The sequence below is a fragment of the Stenotrophomonas sp. PD6 genome, assembly GCF_049199305.1.
Taxonomy (GTDB): domain Bacteria; phylum Pseudomonadota; class Gammaproteobacteria; order Xanthomonadales; family Xanthomonadaceae; genus Stenotrophomonas.
Map to the genome: position 1 here is coordinate 453,234 of NZ_JBLZQD010000001.1, position 17,256 is coordinate 470,489.

The window sequence follows — 17,256 nt, forward strand, 5'->3', positions numbered from 1 at the left end:
GTGCCTGCGTCCAACCCCGTCGTTGCCGTTCCCGTCGCGCTCTGTCTCGCCATCGCCTGCGCACTGCTGCCCGCCAGCGCCCACGCACAGTCCGCGCCGACGGCGGTACAGGCACCGGCAGCCGCCAGCAGCTTCAATACGCTGCTCGACGCGCAGACCATGGGCGCGATCAACGCCGACCCCGAGCTGCGCACGGTGTTGGGCATCAGCGGCGATGGCGTCGGCGATCTTTCCGACCGGCTCACCGATGTCTCGCTGGCGCAGCGCGAGGTGAACCGGCGCATGCTCGCCGACAACCTGGCGGCCATCAAGGCCTGGAAAGGCGCACCACTGGATGCGCAGCAGCAGCTCAGTGACGGCCTGGCGCGCTGGTTCTACCAGGCCCAGATCGACCTGATGGCGGTGCCGTGGTCGGCGGCGTGGTTGCCGGTGGGCGGCAGCACCTACGCGGTGGACCAGTTGTTCAGCCTGCCAGTGAACCTGCCGCAGTTCTTCGACAACCAGCATGCCGTCACCGATGCGACCAGTGCGCGCCACTACATCGCGCGCTTGAACGCGATGGGCACCAAGCTCGACCAGGTCCGCGCCAACGTCGACCTGCAGGCCGACCAGGGCGTGGTGCCGCCCGAAGTGGCGCTGAGCGGTGCGGCCACCCAGTTCCGCACGCTGCTGCAGCCGGCGCCGAAAGACAGCCTGTGGGTGCAGTCGCTGCGCCGCAAGCTGGACAAGCTGCCCGCCATTCCCGCCGCCGAACGCGCCGCCCTGCTCGAGCAGGCCACCGTTGCGGTGCGCGATTCGGTCAACCCCGGCTACCAGCGGCTGCTCGACCGCGTGCAGGCGCTGCTGGCCACGCACCCGGGCAACAAGGGCATGTGGGCGCTGCCACACGGCGATGCGTACTACGACGCGGCGCTGCGCTGGTACACCAGCACCGGGCTGGGCGCCGACGCCATCCACCAGATCGGGCTGGACGAAGTGGCGCGCCTGGAAAAAGCCATGGACGCGCGCCTGCGCCAGCTGGGCCTGCGCGATGGCAGCGTGGCGTCACGTATTGCACGCCTGCGCGACGACCCGCGTTATCGGTATGCGGACAGCGACGCCGGGCGCAAGGAACTGATCGGCGACATCGAGCAGCGCCTGCGCGATCTGGACCCGATCCTGCCCACCTGGTTCGGCCACCTGCCGCCGCAGAAGCTGGTGGTGCTGCCGGTGCCCGCGCACATGCAGGCGACGTCGCCCGGCGGCTACTACTACCCGCCGGCGATGGACGGCTCGCGACCGGGCACGTTCTTCATCAACCTGGGCGACATCGACGCCAATACGCGCTGGAGCATCCCTACCCTCACCTACCACGAGGGTTCCCCGGGCCATCACTTCCAGATCTCGATCGGGCAGACCCTGACCGACCTGCCGATGCTGCGCCGCAGCCTCAATCCCAGCGCCTTCAGTGAGGGCTGGGCGCTGTATGCCGAACAGCTGATGGCCGAGGCCGGCGTGTACAAGGACGACCCGGCCGGCGACCTGGGCCGCCTGCAGGCCGAAATGTTCCGCTCGGTGCGGCTGGTGCTCGACACCGGGCTGCACCGCAAGCGCTGGACTCCCGAGCAGGCCATTGCCTACATGCAGGAGAAGACCGGCATGAAGGAATCGGAAGTGCGCACCGAGGTCAACCGCTACCTGGTCCAGCCCGGCCAGGCGTCGTCGTACAAGATGGGCCAACTGCGGTTGCTGGCGCTGCGCGAGAAAGCGCGCCGCGAGTTGGGCGACCGCTTCGACATCCGCGCCTTCCATGACCTGATCCTCGGCAACGGTGCATTGCCGATGACGGTGGTGGAACAGGCGGTGGATGCGTGGGTAGCGGCGGGCGGCGGCGAACCACGCCGCGCGCCCTGACCCGTAGAAATACCTAGGAAGCGTCGGTGTAACTCCGGTTGTCCGCCCCGCATCGGGTGCGCACAGTGAGGGCATGGCCTGGCAGACAGGCCCGGCCCACAGGAGAGCACCATGCGCCCGTCCAGAACCTGCCTGCTGCTGGTGATGTTGCTGACCGCGCCACAGGCATGGTCAACCGCGCGCGCCGCGCCGCCGCCCACTGTCGATGCCACGTCAGCGGCCAGCATGGACCCCGAGGCGATCAACGCGCTCACCCGCATGGGCAAGGCGCTGCGCGCACTGCCGCAGTTCACGATGGCGGCCACCACCCGCACCGACTACGTGCTCGATGATGGGCAGAAGCTCGCCTTGGCCGGCACGGTCGACTACAAGGTGCTGGGCCCGGACCACTTCTTCGTAGAGATCCGCAGCGAGCACCAGCACCGTCAGTTGTTCTACGACGGGCATACGCTGACGATCTACTCCCCCCGGCAGAAGTACTACGCCGCCATCGAGCACCTGGACCGCAGCAGCCAGGCCCTGCTCAGCGATTCGGCCACCCGGCTGGGCGTGGAATTCCCGCTGGCCGACCTGTTCCTGTGGGGCACGCCGGGCTTTCCCACCGACCGCCTGGAATCCGCGCTGCTGGTCGGCACTGAGCGCATCGATGACGAGCAGACCCGGCATTACGCGTTCCGCCAACCCGGCGTGGACTGGCAGGTGTGGATCTCGGACGCCACCGGACTGCCGCGCCAGTTGCTGATCACCAGCCACACCGATCCCGCACTCCCCAGCTACCAGGCCACGCTGCGATGGGACACCAAGCGGCCCGTTGCGGCGAAGGATCTGGTGTTCCGGCCGGACGGCGCCACCCGGATCGCATTCGTGCCGGCTGCCCCCACCGGCGACGACGCTGGCAACGGAGACCGCTGACATGCACACCACGACTGCACTCCGTACTGCCCTTCTCACTGCCTTGCTGTGCTCGATGGCCGGGACGCTGCTCGTGCCCGTCGACGTCCAGGCCCGGCCGGGACTGCGCGGCTTCGCCCATCCCTCGATTGCCAGCCACGGCGGATTTGGGGGCGGTGGTTTCAGCCCGCATCCGGGCATCCGGCCGGGGCCCGAACCGGGGCCCCACCCGGGACCGGGACCTGGTCCTGGTCCAGGACCCCACCCGGGACCGGGTCCAGGACCCCATCCGGGACCCGGCCCTGGGCCAGGTCCCGGTCCCGGCCCGCATCCCCCCGGCCCGCCGCCGGGCCCCGGGCCGCACCCGTATCCGCCGCCGCCGCCCTATTGGGACCATCCGTTCTGGGGCGCCGCCGCGGTCACCGCAGGCGTCGCGCTCACCGCCGCCGCGATCGGTTCGGTGGTGTACACGCTGCCGGTCGACTGCAGCACGATCGTCGTCGATGGCATCGGCTACCAGCAGTGCAGCGACGGCTGGTACCAGCCGCGCTATGTGGGCACGACCGTGCAGTACATCGTGGTGGATGCGCCACGATGAGGCTGGTCGGTGGGCGTGACCTCGGCGACCCGCTGCAACTGGAAGGCCGCCAGCGGCGACGCCTGGACGGTTGCGCCGCACTGGAGCGTGCCCCGCCATGCCGATGCGCCAGCCGTTGAGCGCCCTGATCGGCACTGTTTCACTGCTGGCGCTGCTGGCCGGCTGCCGACCCGACGCCGCTCCCCAGGCAACCACGCCTGCGCCCTCGGGCACGGATCGTCAGCACGACGCGCTGCCGGCGCTGCGCGCCGTGGCACGCGAGGCCTATGTCTACGGCGTGCCGATGCTCGCCCGCTACCGGCAGGTGCATGCGCTCAGCATCGACACTGACGGCGACCACTACCGGGGCCCGTTCAACCAGCTCAGCCACGGTAGTGCAACCGTGCCCGGCGATGACGACGCACAGGACGCCGACGCCGGCCTGCCATCCACCTCGGCCACGCTCGACCTGCGCGCCGAGCCGGTCGTCATCGGCGTGCCGCCGATGGAGCCCGAACGTTACTTCGTGCTGCAGTTGGTAGATCTGTACGGCTACCACTTCGCCTACATCGGCAGCCGCAGCACCGGCAATCTGGGGGGCCACTACCTGATCGCCGGTCCGGACTGGCACGGTCGCGTGCCCGCCGGCATCACCCAGGTCATGCGCGCCGAGACCCAGCTGGTGAGCCTGTCGGGCGGCATCCAGCTGCTCGATGCCCAGGATCGCGGGCGGGTCGAGCAGCTGCAGGCGCGCTACCGGTTGCAGCCGCTGTCGGCGTTCCTCGGCCGGCGCGCGCCGCATCCGCCTGCGGCGGTTACCTGGCCGGCCCCGCTGGCGCCGGATGCGCTGCGCGGCTCCCCGGCCTTCTTCAATCAGCTCGCCTTCGTGCTGCAGTTCGCCCCCATCCACCCCAGCGAGCGCGCGCTGCGTGCGCGGCTGGCCGGCATCGGCATCCAGCCCGGGCATGCGCTTGCGCTGCACGCACTACCGCCGGACACGCTGGCGGCGCTGCGCGAGGGCATGGCCGATGGGCAGCGCGAGATCGACCAGCGTCGCGCCGCGCTGGCCGGGCGCACCGATACGCTGTACGGCAGCCGCGATCTGCTCAAGGGTGACCTGGTCGCCCGCGCCACCGGCAGCCAGGCTGACGCTGCGGCAACCTCGCGCGACGAAGCACTGCGCCCGCTGTTCGATACCGACGCCGACGGCGTTCTGTTGGACGGCAGCCGCCACCGCTACACCGTGCGTTTCGCCCGCGACCGATGGCCGCCGGTGAATGCGTTCTGGTCATTGAGCCTGTACGCGTTGCCAGGAGAACGGCGTGTGGCCAATGCGATCGACCGCCACCAGATCGACTCCCGCATGCTGCCGCACCTGCGGCGCGATGCCGACGGCGGGCTGACGCTATACCTGCAGCACGACCCACCCCCTGGCGGGCAACGCCACAACTGGTTGCCCGCTCCGGACGGCCCGTTCGCCGCGCGCATGCGCTACTACTGGCCGAAACCGGAACTGCTGGATGGCGGGTGGACCTCGCCACAGATCGAACGCGTGCACTGACCCCTTTCCCTCCCCCCACAGGTGCCACCATGCCCAACCATCCCTGGTTCTGGATTCTCGCGCTGTTCCTGGTGCCACTGCTGGCGGCCCTGGTGGTCAGCCTGCTGACCCGCCGTCGCGGCATCGGCGCCAATGCGGTACTGGCCTGGTTCGTGATCGTCTGCTGGATCGGCGCACTCGGCGTGGTCCTGGCGCAGGTACGGTGATTCCCACCTGCGTCCACATAAAAAGCGCGGCGTCGCACCGGATGGGAGGGAGGTCCCGGCACGCCGCCGCGCGGCACAACACGAAAAGGTCGCGCTACTGCATCATTTGGCGGGTGCGCTGCCAGGCGGGAAGCTCGCGAACAGCTTGTCCAGGCCGGCTTCGACGGCCGCATTGACGCGATCGGGCGAGGTGGGCACCGTGCTGCTGGCCGTACCGCGCCAGACCGCCTGCTTGCTCCGCGCATCGAACATGTCCACCACCAGGGTGCCCACGTCATAGGTGCGCACCGTGGTGGTCGCCGTACCCATGCCCATGCCGCCGCCCCAGCCGCCACCGCGCCAGCCCCAACCACCCATGTTGCTGCCGCTGTAGAACGTATCCAGCGTCTGCCGCTGGGTGCTCACGATATGCGCGGCCAGCGCCACGTCGCCACCATTGGGCGCCAGGGTCCAGCCGCGGGCCTGCAGGCGGGCATCGATGCCATCCACGATGCGCTGCTGCACCAGCGGCGAGCCGCCCTGCGGCTTCATCGCCCAGCTGTAGGTCTTGAACGAGGCGAAGTTGGCGCCCGGATCGAAGTCGGTGTGGACGGTCGGCGTGGAGGCGCAGGCCACCAGCGAGGTGGCAAGGACCGCAATCGCAAAGGCTTTCATGGCGCAGGCTCCAGTTCCGGGATGATGGGTCTTCCACACAGCCTACTGCGGCTGCCACGGCCCGTAATCCGCATAACTACGCAGGACGGACAGAAAAAATACCGGTCGGGCACCGTCATGGGGCTACAGGGTCTGCCCCAGCTCGATGAACACCACCCGCTCCCCACCTTCGCGCAGCCCCACGCCGAAGATCAGCGGGCCGATCCAGGAATCGAAGCCGAGGAACAGGCTGCCGTTCCATATGCCATCGGAGAGGGACATGTCGCTGCGGCGCTGCCATGCATTGCCATACTCCACCGTTCCCCCCACCTGCGCGGAACGCCCCAGCACCTTGCCCAGCTCGTAGGTGTAGCCGACAAAGCCCAGCGCGTAGTCCTGACCGGTCAGCTGGTTCTGCTGGAACCCGGCCAACCGCCAGCGCCCGCCCAGCCGGTACAGGTTCTGCACGGGCGCGGTGCCGGTTGCGGTCACGTGGTAGCGCAGGCCCAGCTGCACCGCATGCTGGCCGAAGGGAAATGCGCCTACCGCGTCCAGGTCGACCTGGCCGAACCGGCTGTCCGCCCCAAGCCCCTCGTGGGACTGGTACGTGCCCAGGTTGACCAGGAAACCGTCACGCGGGAAATACAGGCTGTCGATGTTGTCGTAGGTGGCACTGGCGGTGAGCGCGCCTTCCTGGAAATCGGTGCGCGGCAGGGTCGGGTCACCAATCTCCACCGAGGCGCTGCCGGTGTAGCGTTCCAGTCCCGCACGCAGAGAAAGCACGTTGGAGACGTTGCGCACCAGGTTCACCTCTGCACCGGTGCGACGCACCCGGAATCGCGCCGTCTTGTTGCCCTCGTCGTCGTACACATTGAAGGCGCGGGTCTGGAAGCCACCGAGGGCCTCGAAGGCATAACGGTTGCGCAGGTCGAAGGGGTGGTAGTAGCTCCCGGTCAGGGCGGGCTCGCTGCCTACCTGCAGCGTGACCCGGGCTTCGGCGCCGTAGGGCGACAGCGGTGCGAACAGCAGCCCGGCACGCAGGTTGCTTTCGTGATTGCCCTGCAGGTCGTTGCTGAGCGTCCAGCCCGCTTCCAGGTAGGCCGGGCCATTCGGCTTTTCATACGCACTCACCACCACGCCCACCTGGCCATCGCGCTCGACCTGCTCGTAGCTGATGCTGGCCAGCGTATCCATGCCGTAGGCACGCAGCAGCCCGGCCTGCATGGCCTTGCTGTCCAGGGGGCGCCCCACCTCCAGCGGCAGGTAGGAGAGCAGAAGTTCATCGGCATAGCCGGTGTGGTTTTCCACCTCGATGAATGCAATGTCAGCCGCCTCGCCCTGCACGGCCCGCTGCTCGCGGGCGGCAAGCCAACGCTGGTAGATCTCTGGCGGCTGAGAGAACGCGCGAAGTGCCGGCGCGGCGCGGTCCGCCGCCTGCTGGCCGATCTGCAGTGCCTCGGGCGCCTTGTCGAAATCGCCGGTCGCGACCTTGCCGGTCAGCTCCGGGGCAATCAACAGGTCCTGCGGCCCCAGCGTGGACAGCTGCTGGGCGGCGTTGCGCGTGGTCAGGAAGCCGCTGAGCTGGCCGATCACATCCACCAGGCTGGCATCGCGGTCCAGTTCGCTCAATGGCGTGCCCACGTCCACCGCGATGACCCGGTCAGCACCCATTGCACGCACCACGTCAATGGGCACCTGGTTGGCCACGCCACCATCCAGCAGCACACGCCCGTCGATCGCCACCGGGCGGAAGATGCCCGGCAACGACATGCTGGCGCGCATCGCCATCGGCAGGCTTCCCTGTGAAAGCACCACCGCCTGCCCGGTGTTGATATCGGTGGCGATGGCACGGAACGGAATGGACAGCGCGTCGAAGTCGCCACTGACCCGGCTGCCACCGGTCGCCCGCTCGAACAGGCCGATCAGCTTTTCGCCCTGCGACATGCCACCGGCCAGCTGCACGCGTTTGCCCTGGCCACCTCCCAGGCCGATGCCGATGGGGGCCAGCTGCGCGTAGTCGTCGGCCTTGCGCTGCAACGAACGATCACGGCGTGGCAGCGTATCGCTGAACATCGTCATCCATTGGGTTTCCAGCACCACCTTCTCGATCTGTTCCGGGCTGCTGCCGGAGGCATACAGCGCACCGACCAGCGCGCCCGCGCTGGTCCCGGCGATGCAGTCCACCGGGATATGCAGTGCCTCGAGCTGGCGCAGGATGCGCACGTGGGCAATGCCACGCGCGCCACCGCCGCCCAATGCCACGCCGATGCGCGGCCGCGTATCGCCCGGTTCGCGATGGCCACAGCTGTTGCCGGTGGGCATGTTGACGGTCTCCACCGCCTGCGCGGTGCCCGCCCAGCACAACGCCACCAGCAGGATCCATCGAATGGGGTTCAGCGCCATGGGCTGCCTACCTGGATGTAGAAGGTGTCATCTTCCGGGCCCCATGCGTAATCCACACCGACATGCATGCCCAGCTGACGCGCGATCAGGTAGCGCACCCCGGCGCCTTTGGCGACCTCGCTGCTGCCGTCGGCGAAACTGTTGTGCCTGCCCCAGGTTCGACCGGCGCCGACGAAGCCGATCAGCGCCCAGCGCGGTGTCAGGTTCCAGCGCAGCTCGGTTTCCAGTACCCCCACCCGGGTGTCCTGGTAACGCGCCGAGCCGATGCCACGCAGGTCGATGTACGGCAGCCGGTAGAACGGGATGTCACCGTTGGCCCAGCGCGCATCCACGCGGCCGCCCAGCACCACGCGCGTGCCCAGTGGCCAGTAGCCGTAAGCGTGGCCGCGGTAACTCTGGAAGGCGCTGTCGCTGCCGATGCCGGGCAGGTAGGCGTTGCCTTCGATCATGCCCAGCCAGCCGCTGGAGGGGGTGAAGGTGTTGTCGCGACTGTCGTATTCCAGCGACAGCCCCAACCCGGAACTCTTCGAGCCCAACTCGCGCGGGCTGAACTGGTCCCGGTCCGACGCCACGTCGAAGCCGATGTCCAGGTCCATGTAGATCCACGCCAGCCCGACGTACAGATCGCGTGCCCCGAGCCGGCGAAAGCCCTGCTGGAACGACATCACGCCGTCTACGTTGTACTCGATTTCCAGTGGCGGTCGCAGCGTCCCCGGGGTGTGGTAACCGAGGTTGATCGAGGTCTTGGCCAGCCCGCCACGGTAGCGCCAGCGGTCTTCGTCGAAGTGCAGCGATGCCCCTGCGCCGTACGCCTCGCTGCCGTTGGAGGTACGCATGGCACCCCCGCCATACAGGTTGGGCCGGGTCACGGTGACCCCACCGTCCCCATCGCCTGCCGCAGGCGCGCTGCCGTGCGGGCGCTGGAAGAAGGCCAGCGCCACCCCGCCGCCGTTGCCCAGCGCGGGGTCGGTGATGATGATGGGCACCGGCAGGAAACCGCGATGCTCAAGCAGCCAGCGCGACATGTCGAAGCGGCCGTCTTCGGCATCACGGAACATCGCGCGCGGCGGCGGCGGGTCGGCGTTCTGTGCGGATGCCGGCGCGCCACAGGCCAGCCCGCCCAGAACAAGGGCGAAGGCTTTCATCGCACGCGACTCCAGCGGGGTGGACAGGGGCCCAGCCTAGCGTCCGCATGCACACGGGGGCATCCGCATAACTACGCAGCCCGGCCAGAAAAACTACCGGTTGCCGGTCCGGCATGGGGCCAAGGGCCAATTGCTGCCCTGGCCCGCAACCGGCGATCTTGCACCACGATGACACAGCGAGCGCCAGTGGTTGCGGTGGTCGATGACGAGGACGACGTGCGGCTCGCGCTGCGCCGGTTGCTTCGTTCGGCCGGGTTCGACGTACTGGCCTACGAATCGGGGTCGGAGTTCCTGCGGCATGCCGCCCGTAGTCTTCCGGACTGCGTTGTGCTGGACCTGCGGATGCCCGGACCCAGCGGATTCGACGTGCAGGCGGCGCTGCACGCACAGCAGTTGTCGATACCGGTGGTGGTGCTGACCGGTGACGACAGCGCCGAGAGCCGCCGGCAGGCGCTGGCGCTCGGCGCCGATGCCTATCTGTGCAAACCGGTGGATGGCGACGCATTGATCAACGCGACCCAGGCCGCGATCGAGCGCCGCGCCCGCCACCGTTCCAGTCCCACCCACAGCCGGCAGGAGCCGCCATGAACCGCCCCGGGCCTTACGGCGCTTCCTTCCGTGCCACCGCGCTGCTGGCGGTCGTGGCGCTGTGCGCTGCGCCGGAGGCGCACGCATCGTTCCTGAGCGGCGAGGCGCTGGACACCGCGGCCAACGTCATTGCCTGGCTGGCGCTGCTGGTCGTGCCGGTGGTGTTGATTGCGGTGTTCTGGATGGTGCACATCCTGCCGGAGAAGATCGCCCACAAACGCCATCACCCGCAGCTGGATGCGATCAAGACCTTGTGCCTGCTGTCGCTGCTGTTCGGCGGCCTGCTGTGGCCGCTGGCCTGGCTGTGGGCCTACACCCGGCCGGTACTGCACAAGCTGGCCTACGGCACCGACACGGTGGACCACGGCGACGGCGACGCCGCGCTGGCGCCGCTGCACGACGCGCGGATCGACGAACCCGATCCGCTGCAGCCTGCACCGGTCGATGAGACCGTCTGGCGGCAACGGGTGGCGGCGCTTGAGCAGCGCCTGGCTACCCTCGAGGGCGCACGTCCGCGCCCGCAGAGGCAGGGGGAGGAATGAGCCATGGAAGTCATCCTGCTCCTCATCTATTCCTTCTTCGTCTGGCTGATCTTCTTCAAGTTCAAATGGCTGCCGTGGAACTTCGTGTCGCAGGTGGTGGTGATCTCGCTGCCCATCTTCGCGATGACCGCGCTGATCCTCATCCTCAATGTGGTGGCCCCCTCATCGTCGGACGTGCGCGCGATCAACTACGTGGTGCAGATCGTGCCGCGCGTGACCGGACGGGTCATCGAGGTGCCGGTGGAATCCAACCGGCCGGTGCGCAAGGGCGACGTGCTGTTCCGCATCGACCCGGTGCCTTACCAGCAGCAGCTGGCGGCATTGGAAGCAAAGCTGCCGGAGCTGTCGGCCAAGCTGGACAGTGCCGATGCCTACCAGCGCGAGCTGGGCGAACAGCTGCGTGGTGCGCGCGCCACGCGCGAGGCACTGGTGGTACGCCTGCAGCTGGCCGAACGTCGCCAGCGCCAGACCGGCGAACTGGCCAGCAGTGGCGCCGGCAGCCGCTTCGACCACGAGCAGGCGCAGACCGAAGCGGCCAGCCTGCGCGCCGACCTGGTGTCCACCACCGCACAGATGGCGCAGGTGCAACAGAAACTGTCCGCCCAGACCAACGAGGGCGAACTCTCCGAGGTGGCCCAGGCCCGCGCCGGCATGGTCCAGCTGCAGGCGCAGATCGTCGAGGCGCGCTGGCAACTGGAGCAGACCGTGGTGCGGGCGCCGGCCGACGGCAGCGTGATCAACCTGCAGCTGCGCGAGGGCTCGTATGCCGCGAGCCTGCCGCTCACGCCGGTGATGACCTTCGTCGAACGCGAACAGTGGATCCTGGCCATGTTCTCGCAGAACGAACTGGGCAACGTCGCGCCAGGAAACGAGGCGGAGATCGCGCTGAAGGTCTACCCGAACCGCATCATCAAGTGCCGGGTCGATTCGGTGGTCTGGGCCTCGGGCACCGGCCAGCTCCCCATCAGCGGCATGATTCCGCAGACCGGCGCCACCCCGCTCCCGCCGGGACGCATCGCGGTACGCCTGCGCCCGGATGGTCGCGACCGCGACGTGTTCATCGCAATGGGCGCGCAGGGCCAGGGCGCCATCTACACCGACCACGGCAAGCTGATCCACATCGTGCGCCGGGTGATCCTGCGCGTGGGCAGCAAGCTGGATTGGCTGGTCCTCAAGCTGCACTGACATGACACCGTCGCGCCGCCACCATCGCCCTACCCTGTCCCGCCAGTTCGCGCTGGTGCTGGCCGTCGCGCTTGGCGGCTGCGCCACCGCGCCCGAGCCCGGCAGCGACCAGATCCGCGCCGACGCGCTGGCCACGGTCGCGATCCCGCCGAACTGGTCGGCGCAGGCCAGCCAGGCGCAGGTCGACCGCGGCTGGCTGGACGCCTTCGCCGACCCGCAGCTGACGGCACTGGTGCATGAGGCGCTGGCGCGCAACCCGGACCTGTTGATTGCCGCAGCGCGGGTCGAGCAGGCCAACGCGCAGGTCGACATCGCGCAGGCGCAGCTGCGCCCGGCGATCGGGCTGATCGGCCGTGGAGGCTCCAAGCCCATCGCCGACCTGGTGCCGCTGCTGAGCGGGCTGATGCTGCGCCTGAGCTGGGAGATCGACCTCTGGGGCCGGCTGCGCTATGCACGCAACGCCGCCATGGCCGCCAGCGACGCGCAGAGCGCCGACTACCGCTATGCCCAGCAATCGCTGGCGGCGAGCGTGGCGCGTGCCTGGTTCACCGCCACCGAGGCACGCCTGCAGTACGACATCGCCGGGGAAATGGCTGCCGGCGGCGAACAGCTGGTCGGCCTGGCCGAGCAGCGCGAACGGGTCGGTGCCGGCAGCGCCAATGAAACCCTGGCCACACGTGCCGCCGCCGGCAGCTACATGGACGCGCGGCAGCAGGCCGACCTGGCCACGCACAGCGCCGCGCGTGCGCTGGAGATCCTGCTGGGCCGCTACCCCGGCGCCACCCTGGCCGCGCCGGCGGCGCTCACCCCCCTGCCCGCCGCGGTGCCGGCCGGCATGCCGATCGACGTGCTCAACCGGCGGCCCGACCTGTACGCGGCCGAACGCCGCGTCGCCGCCGCCTTCGACCGGGTCGGCGAAGCGCGCGCGGCGATGCTGCCCACGCTCACGCTCTCGGCCGGCTACGGGCGGCTGAGCAATGCGGCGGTGCGCACCCGCGACGACCTGGAACAGACCACCTCCAGTATTTCGGCGACCGGCATCATGCCGCTTTACACCGGCGGCGCGCTCACCGGCCAGGTGCAGCTGCGTTCGGCCGAGCAGAAGCAGGCGGTGGCCGACTACGCCCGCCGTGCCCTGCTCGCGCTGGGCGAGGTCGAGGATGCGCTGACCGCCGAGCGCGTGCTCGCGCAGCGCGAACAGCTGCTTGGCGATGTGCTGGCCAACAACGAGCAGGTGTTGGAGCAGACCCGCGCATCCGAGCGGATCGGCCGCGCCGACCACCGCGCGGTGACCAGCCAGGAGATGCAGGCGCTGGCGGCGCGTTCGGCGCTGCTGGGCGTGCGCCGCGAGCGGCTGAGCCGCCGTGTGGACCTGTACCTGGCCCTGGGCGGCGACCACGCCGCGCAGGACCCGGTGGCGCCCAGCGCGCCGCCTTCCCCGTCACCGGACTGAGGTGCACATGTACTGGATGCTGCTGCTGGTTCCGCTGGCGATCGTCCTGCACCATCTGATGCCGGGCAACGCGCTGCTCGTGTTCGGCGCCACCGCACTGGCGATCGTGCCGCTGGCCGCGCTGATGTCGCGCGCCACCGGGGCGTTGGCCGCCCGCCTCGGCCCCAGCATCGGCGGGCTGTTGAATGCCACCTTCGGCAACGCGGCCGAGTTCATCATCGCGCTGGCCGCACTGCGTGCCGGCCTGCATGGCATGGTCAAGGCGTCCATCGCCGGCACCATCATCGGCAACATTCTGTTCGTGCTCGGCCTGTCCATGGTGCTGGGCGGGCTGCGCCACGGCCAGCAGCGCTACGACGCCGCCAACGCGCGCATGCAGGCCACCATGCTGACCCTGGCGGTGATCACCCTGATCCTGCCCGCGGCCTACCGCGCGGTGGTGCCCGGTGCCGAGGCGTCGCTGCAGTCGATCAGCCTGGTGCTGTCGGTGTTGCTGCTGCTGGTGTACCTGGCCACGGTGGTGTTCACCCTGCGTGGCGCCGGCGGTGACAGCGGCGGCGGGCACGACGCCGGCCATGCGCACGATGCCAGCCTGTCCAATGGCCGCGCGATGCTGCTGCTGGCCGGCACCAGCATCGGCATCATCTGGCTGAGCGAGATCCTGGTCGGCGTGGTCGAGCCGGCCAGCCACCAGCTGGGGTTCTCCGACGCGTTCACCGGCGTGTTCGTGCTGGCGGTAATCGGCGGTGCGGCCGAACAGGCTACCGCCCTGGTGGCCGCGCGCCGCAACCAGATGAGCCTGAGCCTGTCCATCGCACTGGGCTCGGGCGTGCAGCTGGCGCTGCTGGTCGCGCCGCTGCTGGTGCTGCTCAGCTACGTCATCGGCCCGCAGCCGATGAGCCTGCTGTTCGGCCCCGGGCTGGTGCTGAGCGTGCTGGTGGCGGTGATCATCACCGGCCAGGTGGCCACCGACGGCCGTGCCGACTGGCTGCGTGGCGTGCAGCTGCTGGGGCTGTACGTGATCCTGGCGACGCTGTTCTGGTTCGTGCCGGACGCGGGAACATGACCGCGCATGCGCCCCGCCCTCGCCCTGCTGATCCACCGGCATCGCTACAGCTTCCTGTTCGGTGCGCTGCTGGTGACGGTGACGCTCGGCCCGTTGCTGGAGGCACTGTCGTTCGGCCACCGGCTGATGGAATTTCTGCTCTGCGCCAGCCTGCTGGCGGCGCTGTTTCCCATCGCCCAGCGCCTGCAGCGCCATGTGCTGCTGGCGCTGGTGGTGGTGGCGCAGGTGCTGCGCTGGTGGGCCAGCGACGCCGGCGGCGCGGTGGCCATGGCCGGCGCGGTGCTGTGGGGCGTGCTGGCCACGGTCGCCGCCTGGCACGCGGTGCGCTTCTCACTATCGAGCACGCGCGTGCGCAGCGAACACCTGGCCGCGGCACTGAGTGCCTACCTGCTGTTGGGCGTGTGCGGCGGCGTGGTGTTCGCCGCCCTGTCGGCGATCAGCCCGGCATCGATGGCCGTTGCCGGCCAGACCACGCACAGCGGCCTCGGCATCGGCACCGCGATGTACTTCAGTTTCGTCACCCTGGCCACGCTCGGCTACGGCGACATCACCCCGGTCAGCCAGGTCGCACGCGGGCTGGCCACGCTGGAAGCCATCACCGGCCAGCTCTACCTGGCCCTGCTGGTCGCCCGCCTGGTCGGCCTGCGCAGCGCCGACCGGTCCCCATGACCCACCGCGCACCCGGGAGCCTGTCATGAAACATCCTTACCTGCTGCCCTCCTTCCTGCTGTTGTTCGCCAGCAGCCCCTGCTGGGCGGTCGAACCCCTGGACACCTTCAGCGTCCGCGTCGGCGGTTACATCACCGATTTCGACACCCGCGTGCGCGCCGACGGCCAGACCGGCGAAGGAACCCGCATCGACCTCAACCGCGATTTGGGCCTGGACAACAACAACGCCATCGGTGTGGTCGCGCTGTCCTGGCGTCCCTGGGAAAAGCATGAGTTCGGCCTGTCCTGGTACCGCGACAGTGCCGACGCCGAGCGCAATACCGACCGCGACATCGACTTCAACGGCGAGCACTACGCCACCCATACCCGCATCCGCGCCAAATTCGATCTGGACGCCTACGAGGGCTACTACACGTGGTGGGCCTGGGGCGACGAACGCTGGGCGCTGGGCCCGCGCGTCGGCCTGATCTGGTACCAGATGGACCTGGACCTGTCGGCCACCGCCGACGTCAACGGCAATCCGCTCAGCGCCCGCGCCGGCAACGACGTCAACGCCGACCTGCCGGCACCGACCATCGGCGGCAGCTGGCGCTGGGCGCCCGGTGAACACTGGCGGCTGAGCGCCGACGCCGGTTACTTCAGCGCCAGCCTCAACGACGTGGACGCGGACGTGACCTTCGGTCGCGGCGGCGTGGAGTATTTCCCGTGGGAGAACTGGGGCTTCTCGCTCGACTACACGGTGCGACGCATCGAAGCGGATGTGGATGCCTCCCGCCTGGACGGCAACCTGCGCTTCATCGACAGTGGCGTGCGGGTCGGTGTGATCTACCGGTTCTGATCGCCATGAGGTCGCCCGGCATGCTGCTGCGCGTCGCCCTGGGGTGCTGGCTGCTGGCCTGCAGCTTCATCGCCGGTGCCGCGCCACCGCCCGCCACGGCACGCTGGTTCAACCGCGACCTGGTGACCTTCCGCGCGCCGCTGTATGGCAACACCCCCGCGATGCGGGCGCGCGCGACCGAGGCCAACCTGGACCGGATCGTCGACCTGCCCGGCAAGGCCTCGCTGCAGACCCAGCCGGTGGCGCAGGGGGTGGTGATCCTGGCCGGTGGCCAGCTGGTCACCGTGCTGACGCCTGCCGACTGCAACACGCTGCGCAACGAGACACTGCCCGAACTGCGTGACCGCACCGTGGCGCGGATGCAGGCGGCACTGAGCGCCGCCGAACAGGCGCGCCTGCCGCAACGGCTGCTGGCCGGGGCCGCGTGGGCGTTGCTGGCCACGGCCGTCGCCGGCAGCGTGCTGTGGCTGCTGCGCTGGTGCAGCCGGCGCCTGCGGCGACGCGTGGACGGCTGGGTCCAGCAGCGCGTGCACCAGCTGCGCAGCGTGTCGGCGCGGCAGCTGCTGCTGGGGCTGGTGACCAGCGCCCGCAGCCTGGGCCGGCTGGTCGGCTGGCTGGTGGTGCTGGTGGTGCTGGAGGAGTGGCTGCGCTTCGTGTTCGGTCGCTTCCCCTATACCCAGCCGTGGTCGCAGGCGATGGGCGGCTGGATCGCCGAACGGTTCGCCCGGTTCGGCCGTGGCGTGGTGGAGGCCCTGCCCGACCTGTTCACCGCCGCCCTGATCTTCCTGGCCGCGCGGCTGGTGGTGCAGGCGGTGCGCATCGTGTTCGACGGCGTGGCCAGCGGCCGCTTCCAGTTCGTCGGCATCGACCAGCCGCTGGCCGAACCCACCCGCCGCATCATCACCGTGATGATCTGGCTGTTCGCACTGGCCATGGCCTACCCCTACCTGCCCGGCGCCGAGACCGACGCGTTCAAGGGCCTGAGCGTGTTCGTCGGCCTGATGGTCTCGCTGGGTGCGTCGAGCATCGTCGGCCAGGCCGCCAGCGGCTTCACCCTGCTGTACTCGCGCACCATGATGGTCGGCGATGTCGTGCGCGTGGGCGACACCGAAGGCGTGGTGCTGCAGATCGGCCTGTTCACCACCCGGCTGCGTACGCCGCTGGGGGTGGAGATCAGCATTCCCAACAACGTCGTGCTGTCGGGCGAGCTGCGCAACTATTCGCGCGATCCCCAGGGGCCGGGGCTGTGGCTGGAGAGTGCGCTGACGATCGGCTACGACGCGCCGTGGCGGCAGGTGCATCGGCTGTTGCTGCAGGCCGCCGCCGCCACCGATGGCGTGCTCGCCGAACCGCCGCCGCACGTGGCGCAGTCCGAGCTGGGCGAGATGGCGGTGCGCTACGTGCTGCGTGTGCGGGTGACCGAGGTCGAGCGTCGCTGGCAGGTGCGCAGCGCGCTGCACGCGCATATCCAGGATGCGTTCAATGCGGCGGGGGTGCAGATCATGTCGCCCAACTACGAAGGCGATCCCGAGCAGGCCAAGGTGGTGCCGAAGGCGTACTGGGAAGGACGCCCGGCGCCGTCCAACGACGACGCCTAAGCGCCTGT

General features: G+C 69.5%; 16 protein-coding genes. 13 read left to right on the forward strand and 3 right to left on the reverse strand.

Annotated elements, in window-relative coordinates:
- From ACOZHM_RS01790 to ACOZHM_RS01810, 5 genes are all read left to right on the forward strand, one after another.
- Nucleotides 1–1,893: a DUF885 domain-containing protein gene (locus ACOZHM_RS01790; RefSeq protein WP_421567231.1), complete on the forward strand. Its 1,893-nt coding sequence runs from the start codon at nucleotides 1–3 to the stop codon at nucleotides 1,891–1,893.
- Between the two features lie 111 nt (nucleotides 1,894–2,004).
- Nucleotides 2,005–2,805: a DUF2092 domain-containing protein gene (locus ACOZHM_RS01795; RefSeq protein WP_421567232.1), complete on the forward strand. Its 801-nt coding sequence runs from the start codon at nucleotides 2,005–2,007 to the stop codon at nucleotides 2,803–2,805.
- 442 nt (nucleotides 2,806–3,247) lie between these two features.
- Complete coding sequence (locus ACOZHM_RS01800; protein ID WP_421567233.1) at nucleotides 3,248–3,382, forward strand: hypothetical protein; 135 nt, start codon at nucleotides 3,248–3,250, stop codon at nucleotides 3,380–3,382.
- Nucleotides 3,383–3,479: 97 nt separating this feature from the next.
- Nucleotides 3,480–4,922, forward strand: a complete 1,443-nt coding sequence (locus ACOZHM_RS01805; RefSeq protein WP_421567234.1) for a DUF1254 domain-containing protein — start codon at nucleotides 3,480–3,482, stop codon at nucleotides 4,920–4,922.
- A gap of 29 nt (nucleotides 4,923–4,951) precedes the next feature.
- Nucleotides 4,952–5,128, forward strand: coding sequence for a hypothetical protein (locus ACOZHM_RS01810; protein WP_421567235.1), 177 nt, complete (start codon nucleotides 4,952–4,954; stop codon nucleotides 5,126–5,128).
- 102 nt (nucleotides 5,129–5,230) lie between these two features.
- On the opposite strand, the gene ACOZHM_RS01815 is transcribed toward ACOZHM_RS01810, so the two are convergent.
- From ACOZHM_RS01815 to ACOZHM_RS01825, 3 genes are all read right to left on the reverse strand, one after another.
- Nucleotides 5,231–5,782 (reverse strand): DUF4136 domain-containing protein, encoded by a 552-nt coding sequence (locus ACOZHM_RS01815; protein ID WP_421567236.1) that lies wholly within the window; start codon nucleotides 5,780–5,782, stop codon nucleotides 5,231–5,233.
- A gap of 123 nt (nucleotides 5,783–5,905) precedes the next feature.
- Nucleotides 5,906–8,164, reverse strand: a complete 2,259-nt coding sequence (locus tag ACOZHM_RS01820) for a patatin-like phospholipase family protein (RefSeq protein ID WP_421567237.1) — start codon at nucleotides 8,162–8,164, stop codon at nucleotides 5,906–5,908.
- Complete coding sequence (locus ACOZHM_RS01825; protein WP_421567238.1) at nucleotides 8,155–9,309, reverse strand: BamA/TamA family outer membrane protein; 1,155 nt, start codon at nucleotides 9,307–9,309, stop codon at nucleotides 8,155–8,157. Before ACOZHM_RS01825 ends, ACOZHM_RS01820 begins: the two co-directional genes overlap by 10 nt.
- Before the next feature lie 168 nt (nucleotides 9,310–9,477).
- Here ACOZHM_RS01825 and ACOZHM_RS01830 point away from each other — a divergent pair, with 168 nt between their 5' ends.
- Genes ACOZHM_RS01830 through ACOZHM_RS01865 form a run of 8 tightly spaced genes read left to right on the forward strand, consistent with a single transcriptional unit; the run spans nucleotide 9,478 to nucleotide 17,248 of the window.
- The gene (locus tag ACOZHM_RS01830) at nucleotides 9,478–9,897 is read left to right on the forward strand and encodes a response regulator transcription factor (protein WP_421567239.1); all 420 of its coding nucleotides are present in this window, start codon (nucleotides 9,478–9,480) and stop codon (nucleotides 9,895–9,897) included.
- Nucleotides 9,894–10,439 (forward strand): DUF3302 domain-containing protein, encoded by a 546-nt coding sequence (locus ACOZHM_RS01835; protein WP_421567240.1) that lies wholly within the window; start codon nucleotides 9,894–9,896, stop codon nucleotides 10,437–10,439. Before ACOZHM_RS01830 ends, ACOZHM_RS01835 begins: the two co-directional genes overlap by 4 nt.
- 3 nt (nucleotides 10,440–10,442) lie before the next feature.
- A complete protein-coding gene (locus ACOZHM_RS01840; protein ID WP_421567241.1) occupies nucleotides 10,443–11,624 on the forward strand; it encodes an HlyD family secretion protein in 1,182 nt (393 codons plus the stop codon).
- A 1-nt stretch (nucleotide 11,625) separates the two neighbouring features.
- Nucleotides 11,626–13,077 carry an efflux transporter outer membrane subunit gene (locus ACOZHM_RS01845; protein ID WP_421567242.1) on the forward strand — a complete coding sequence of 484 codons (1,452 nt, stop codon included), beginning with the start codon at nucleotides 11,626–11,628 and terminating at the stop codon, nucleotides 13,075–13,077.
- Between the two features lie 7 nt (nucleotides 13,078–13,084).
- On the forward strand, nucleotides 13,085–14,143 hold the full coding sequence (cax, locus tag ACOZHM_RS01850) for a calcium/proton exchanger (protein ID WP_421567243.1): 1,059 nt from the start codon (nucleotides 13,085–13,087) through the stop codon (nucleotides 14,141–14,143).
- 6 nt (nucleotides 14,144–14,149) lie between these two features.
- The gene (locus ACOZHM_RS01855) at nucleotides 14,150–14,812 is read left to right on the forward strand and encodes a potassium channel family protein (RefSeq protein ID WP_421567244.1); all 663 of its coding nucleotides are present in this window, start codon (nucleotides 14,150–14,152) and stop codon (nucleotides 14,810–14,812) included.
- Between the two features lie 25 nt (nucleotides 14,813–14,837).
- Nucleotides 14,838–15,650 (forward strand): outer membrane protein, encoded by an 813-nt coding sequence (locus ACOZHM_RS01860; protein ID WP_421567245.1) that lies wholly within the window; start codon nucleotides 14,838–14,840, stop codon nucleotides 15,648–15,650.
- 20 nt (nucleotides 15,651–15,670) lie between these two features.
- Complete coding sequence (locus ACOZHM_RS01865) at nucleotides 15,671–17,248, forward strand: mechanosensitive ion channel family protein (protein WP_421567246.1); 1,578 nt, start codon at nucleotides 15,671–15,673, stop codon at nucleotides 17,246–17,248.
- Nucleotides 17,249–17,256: the final 8 nt, after the last annotated feature.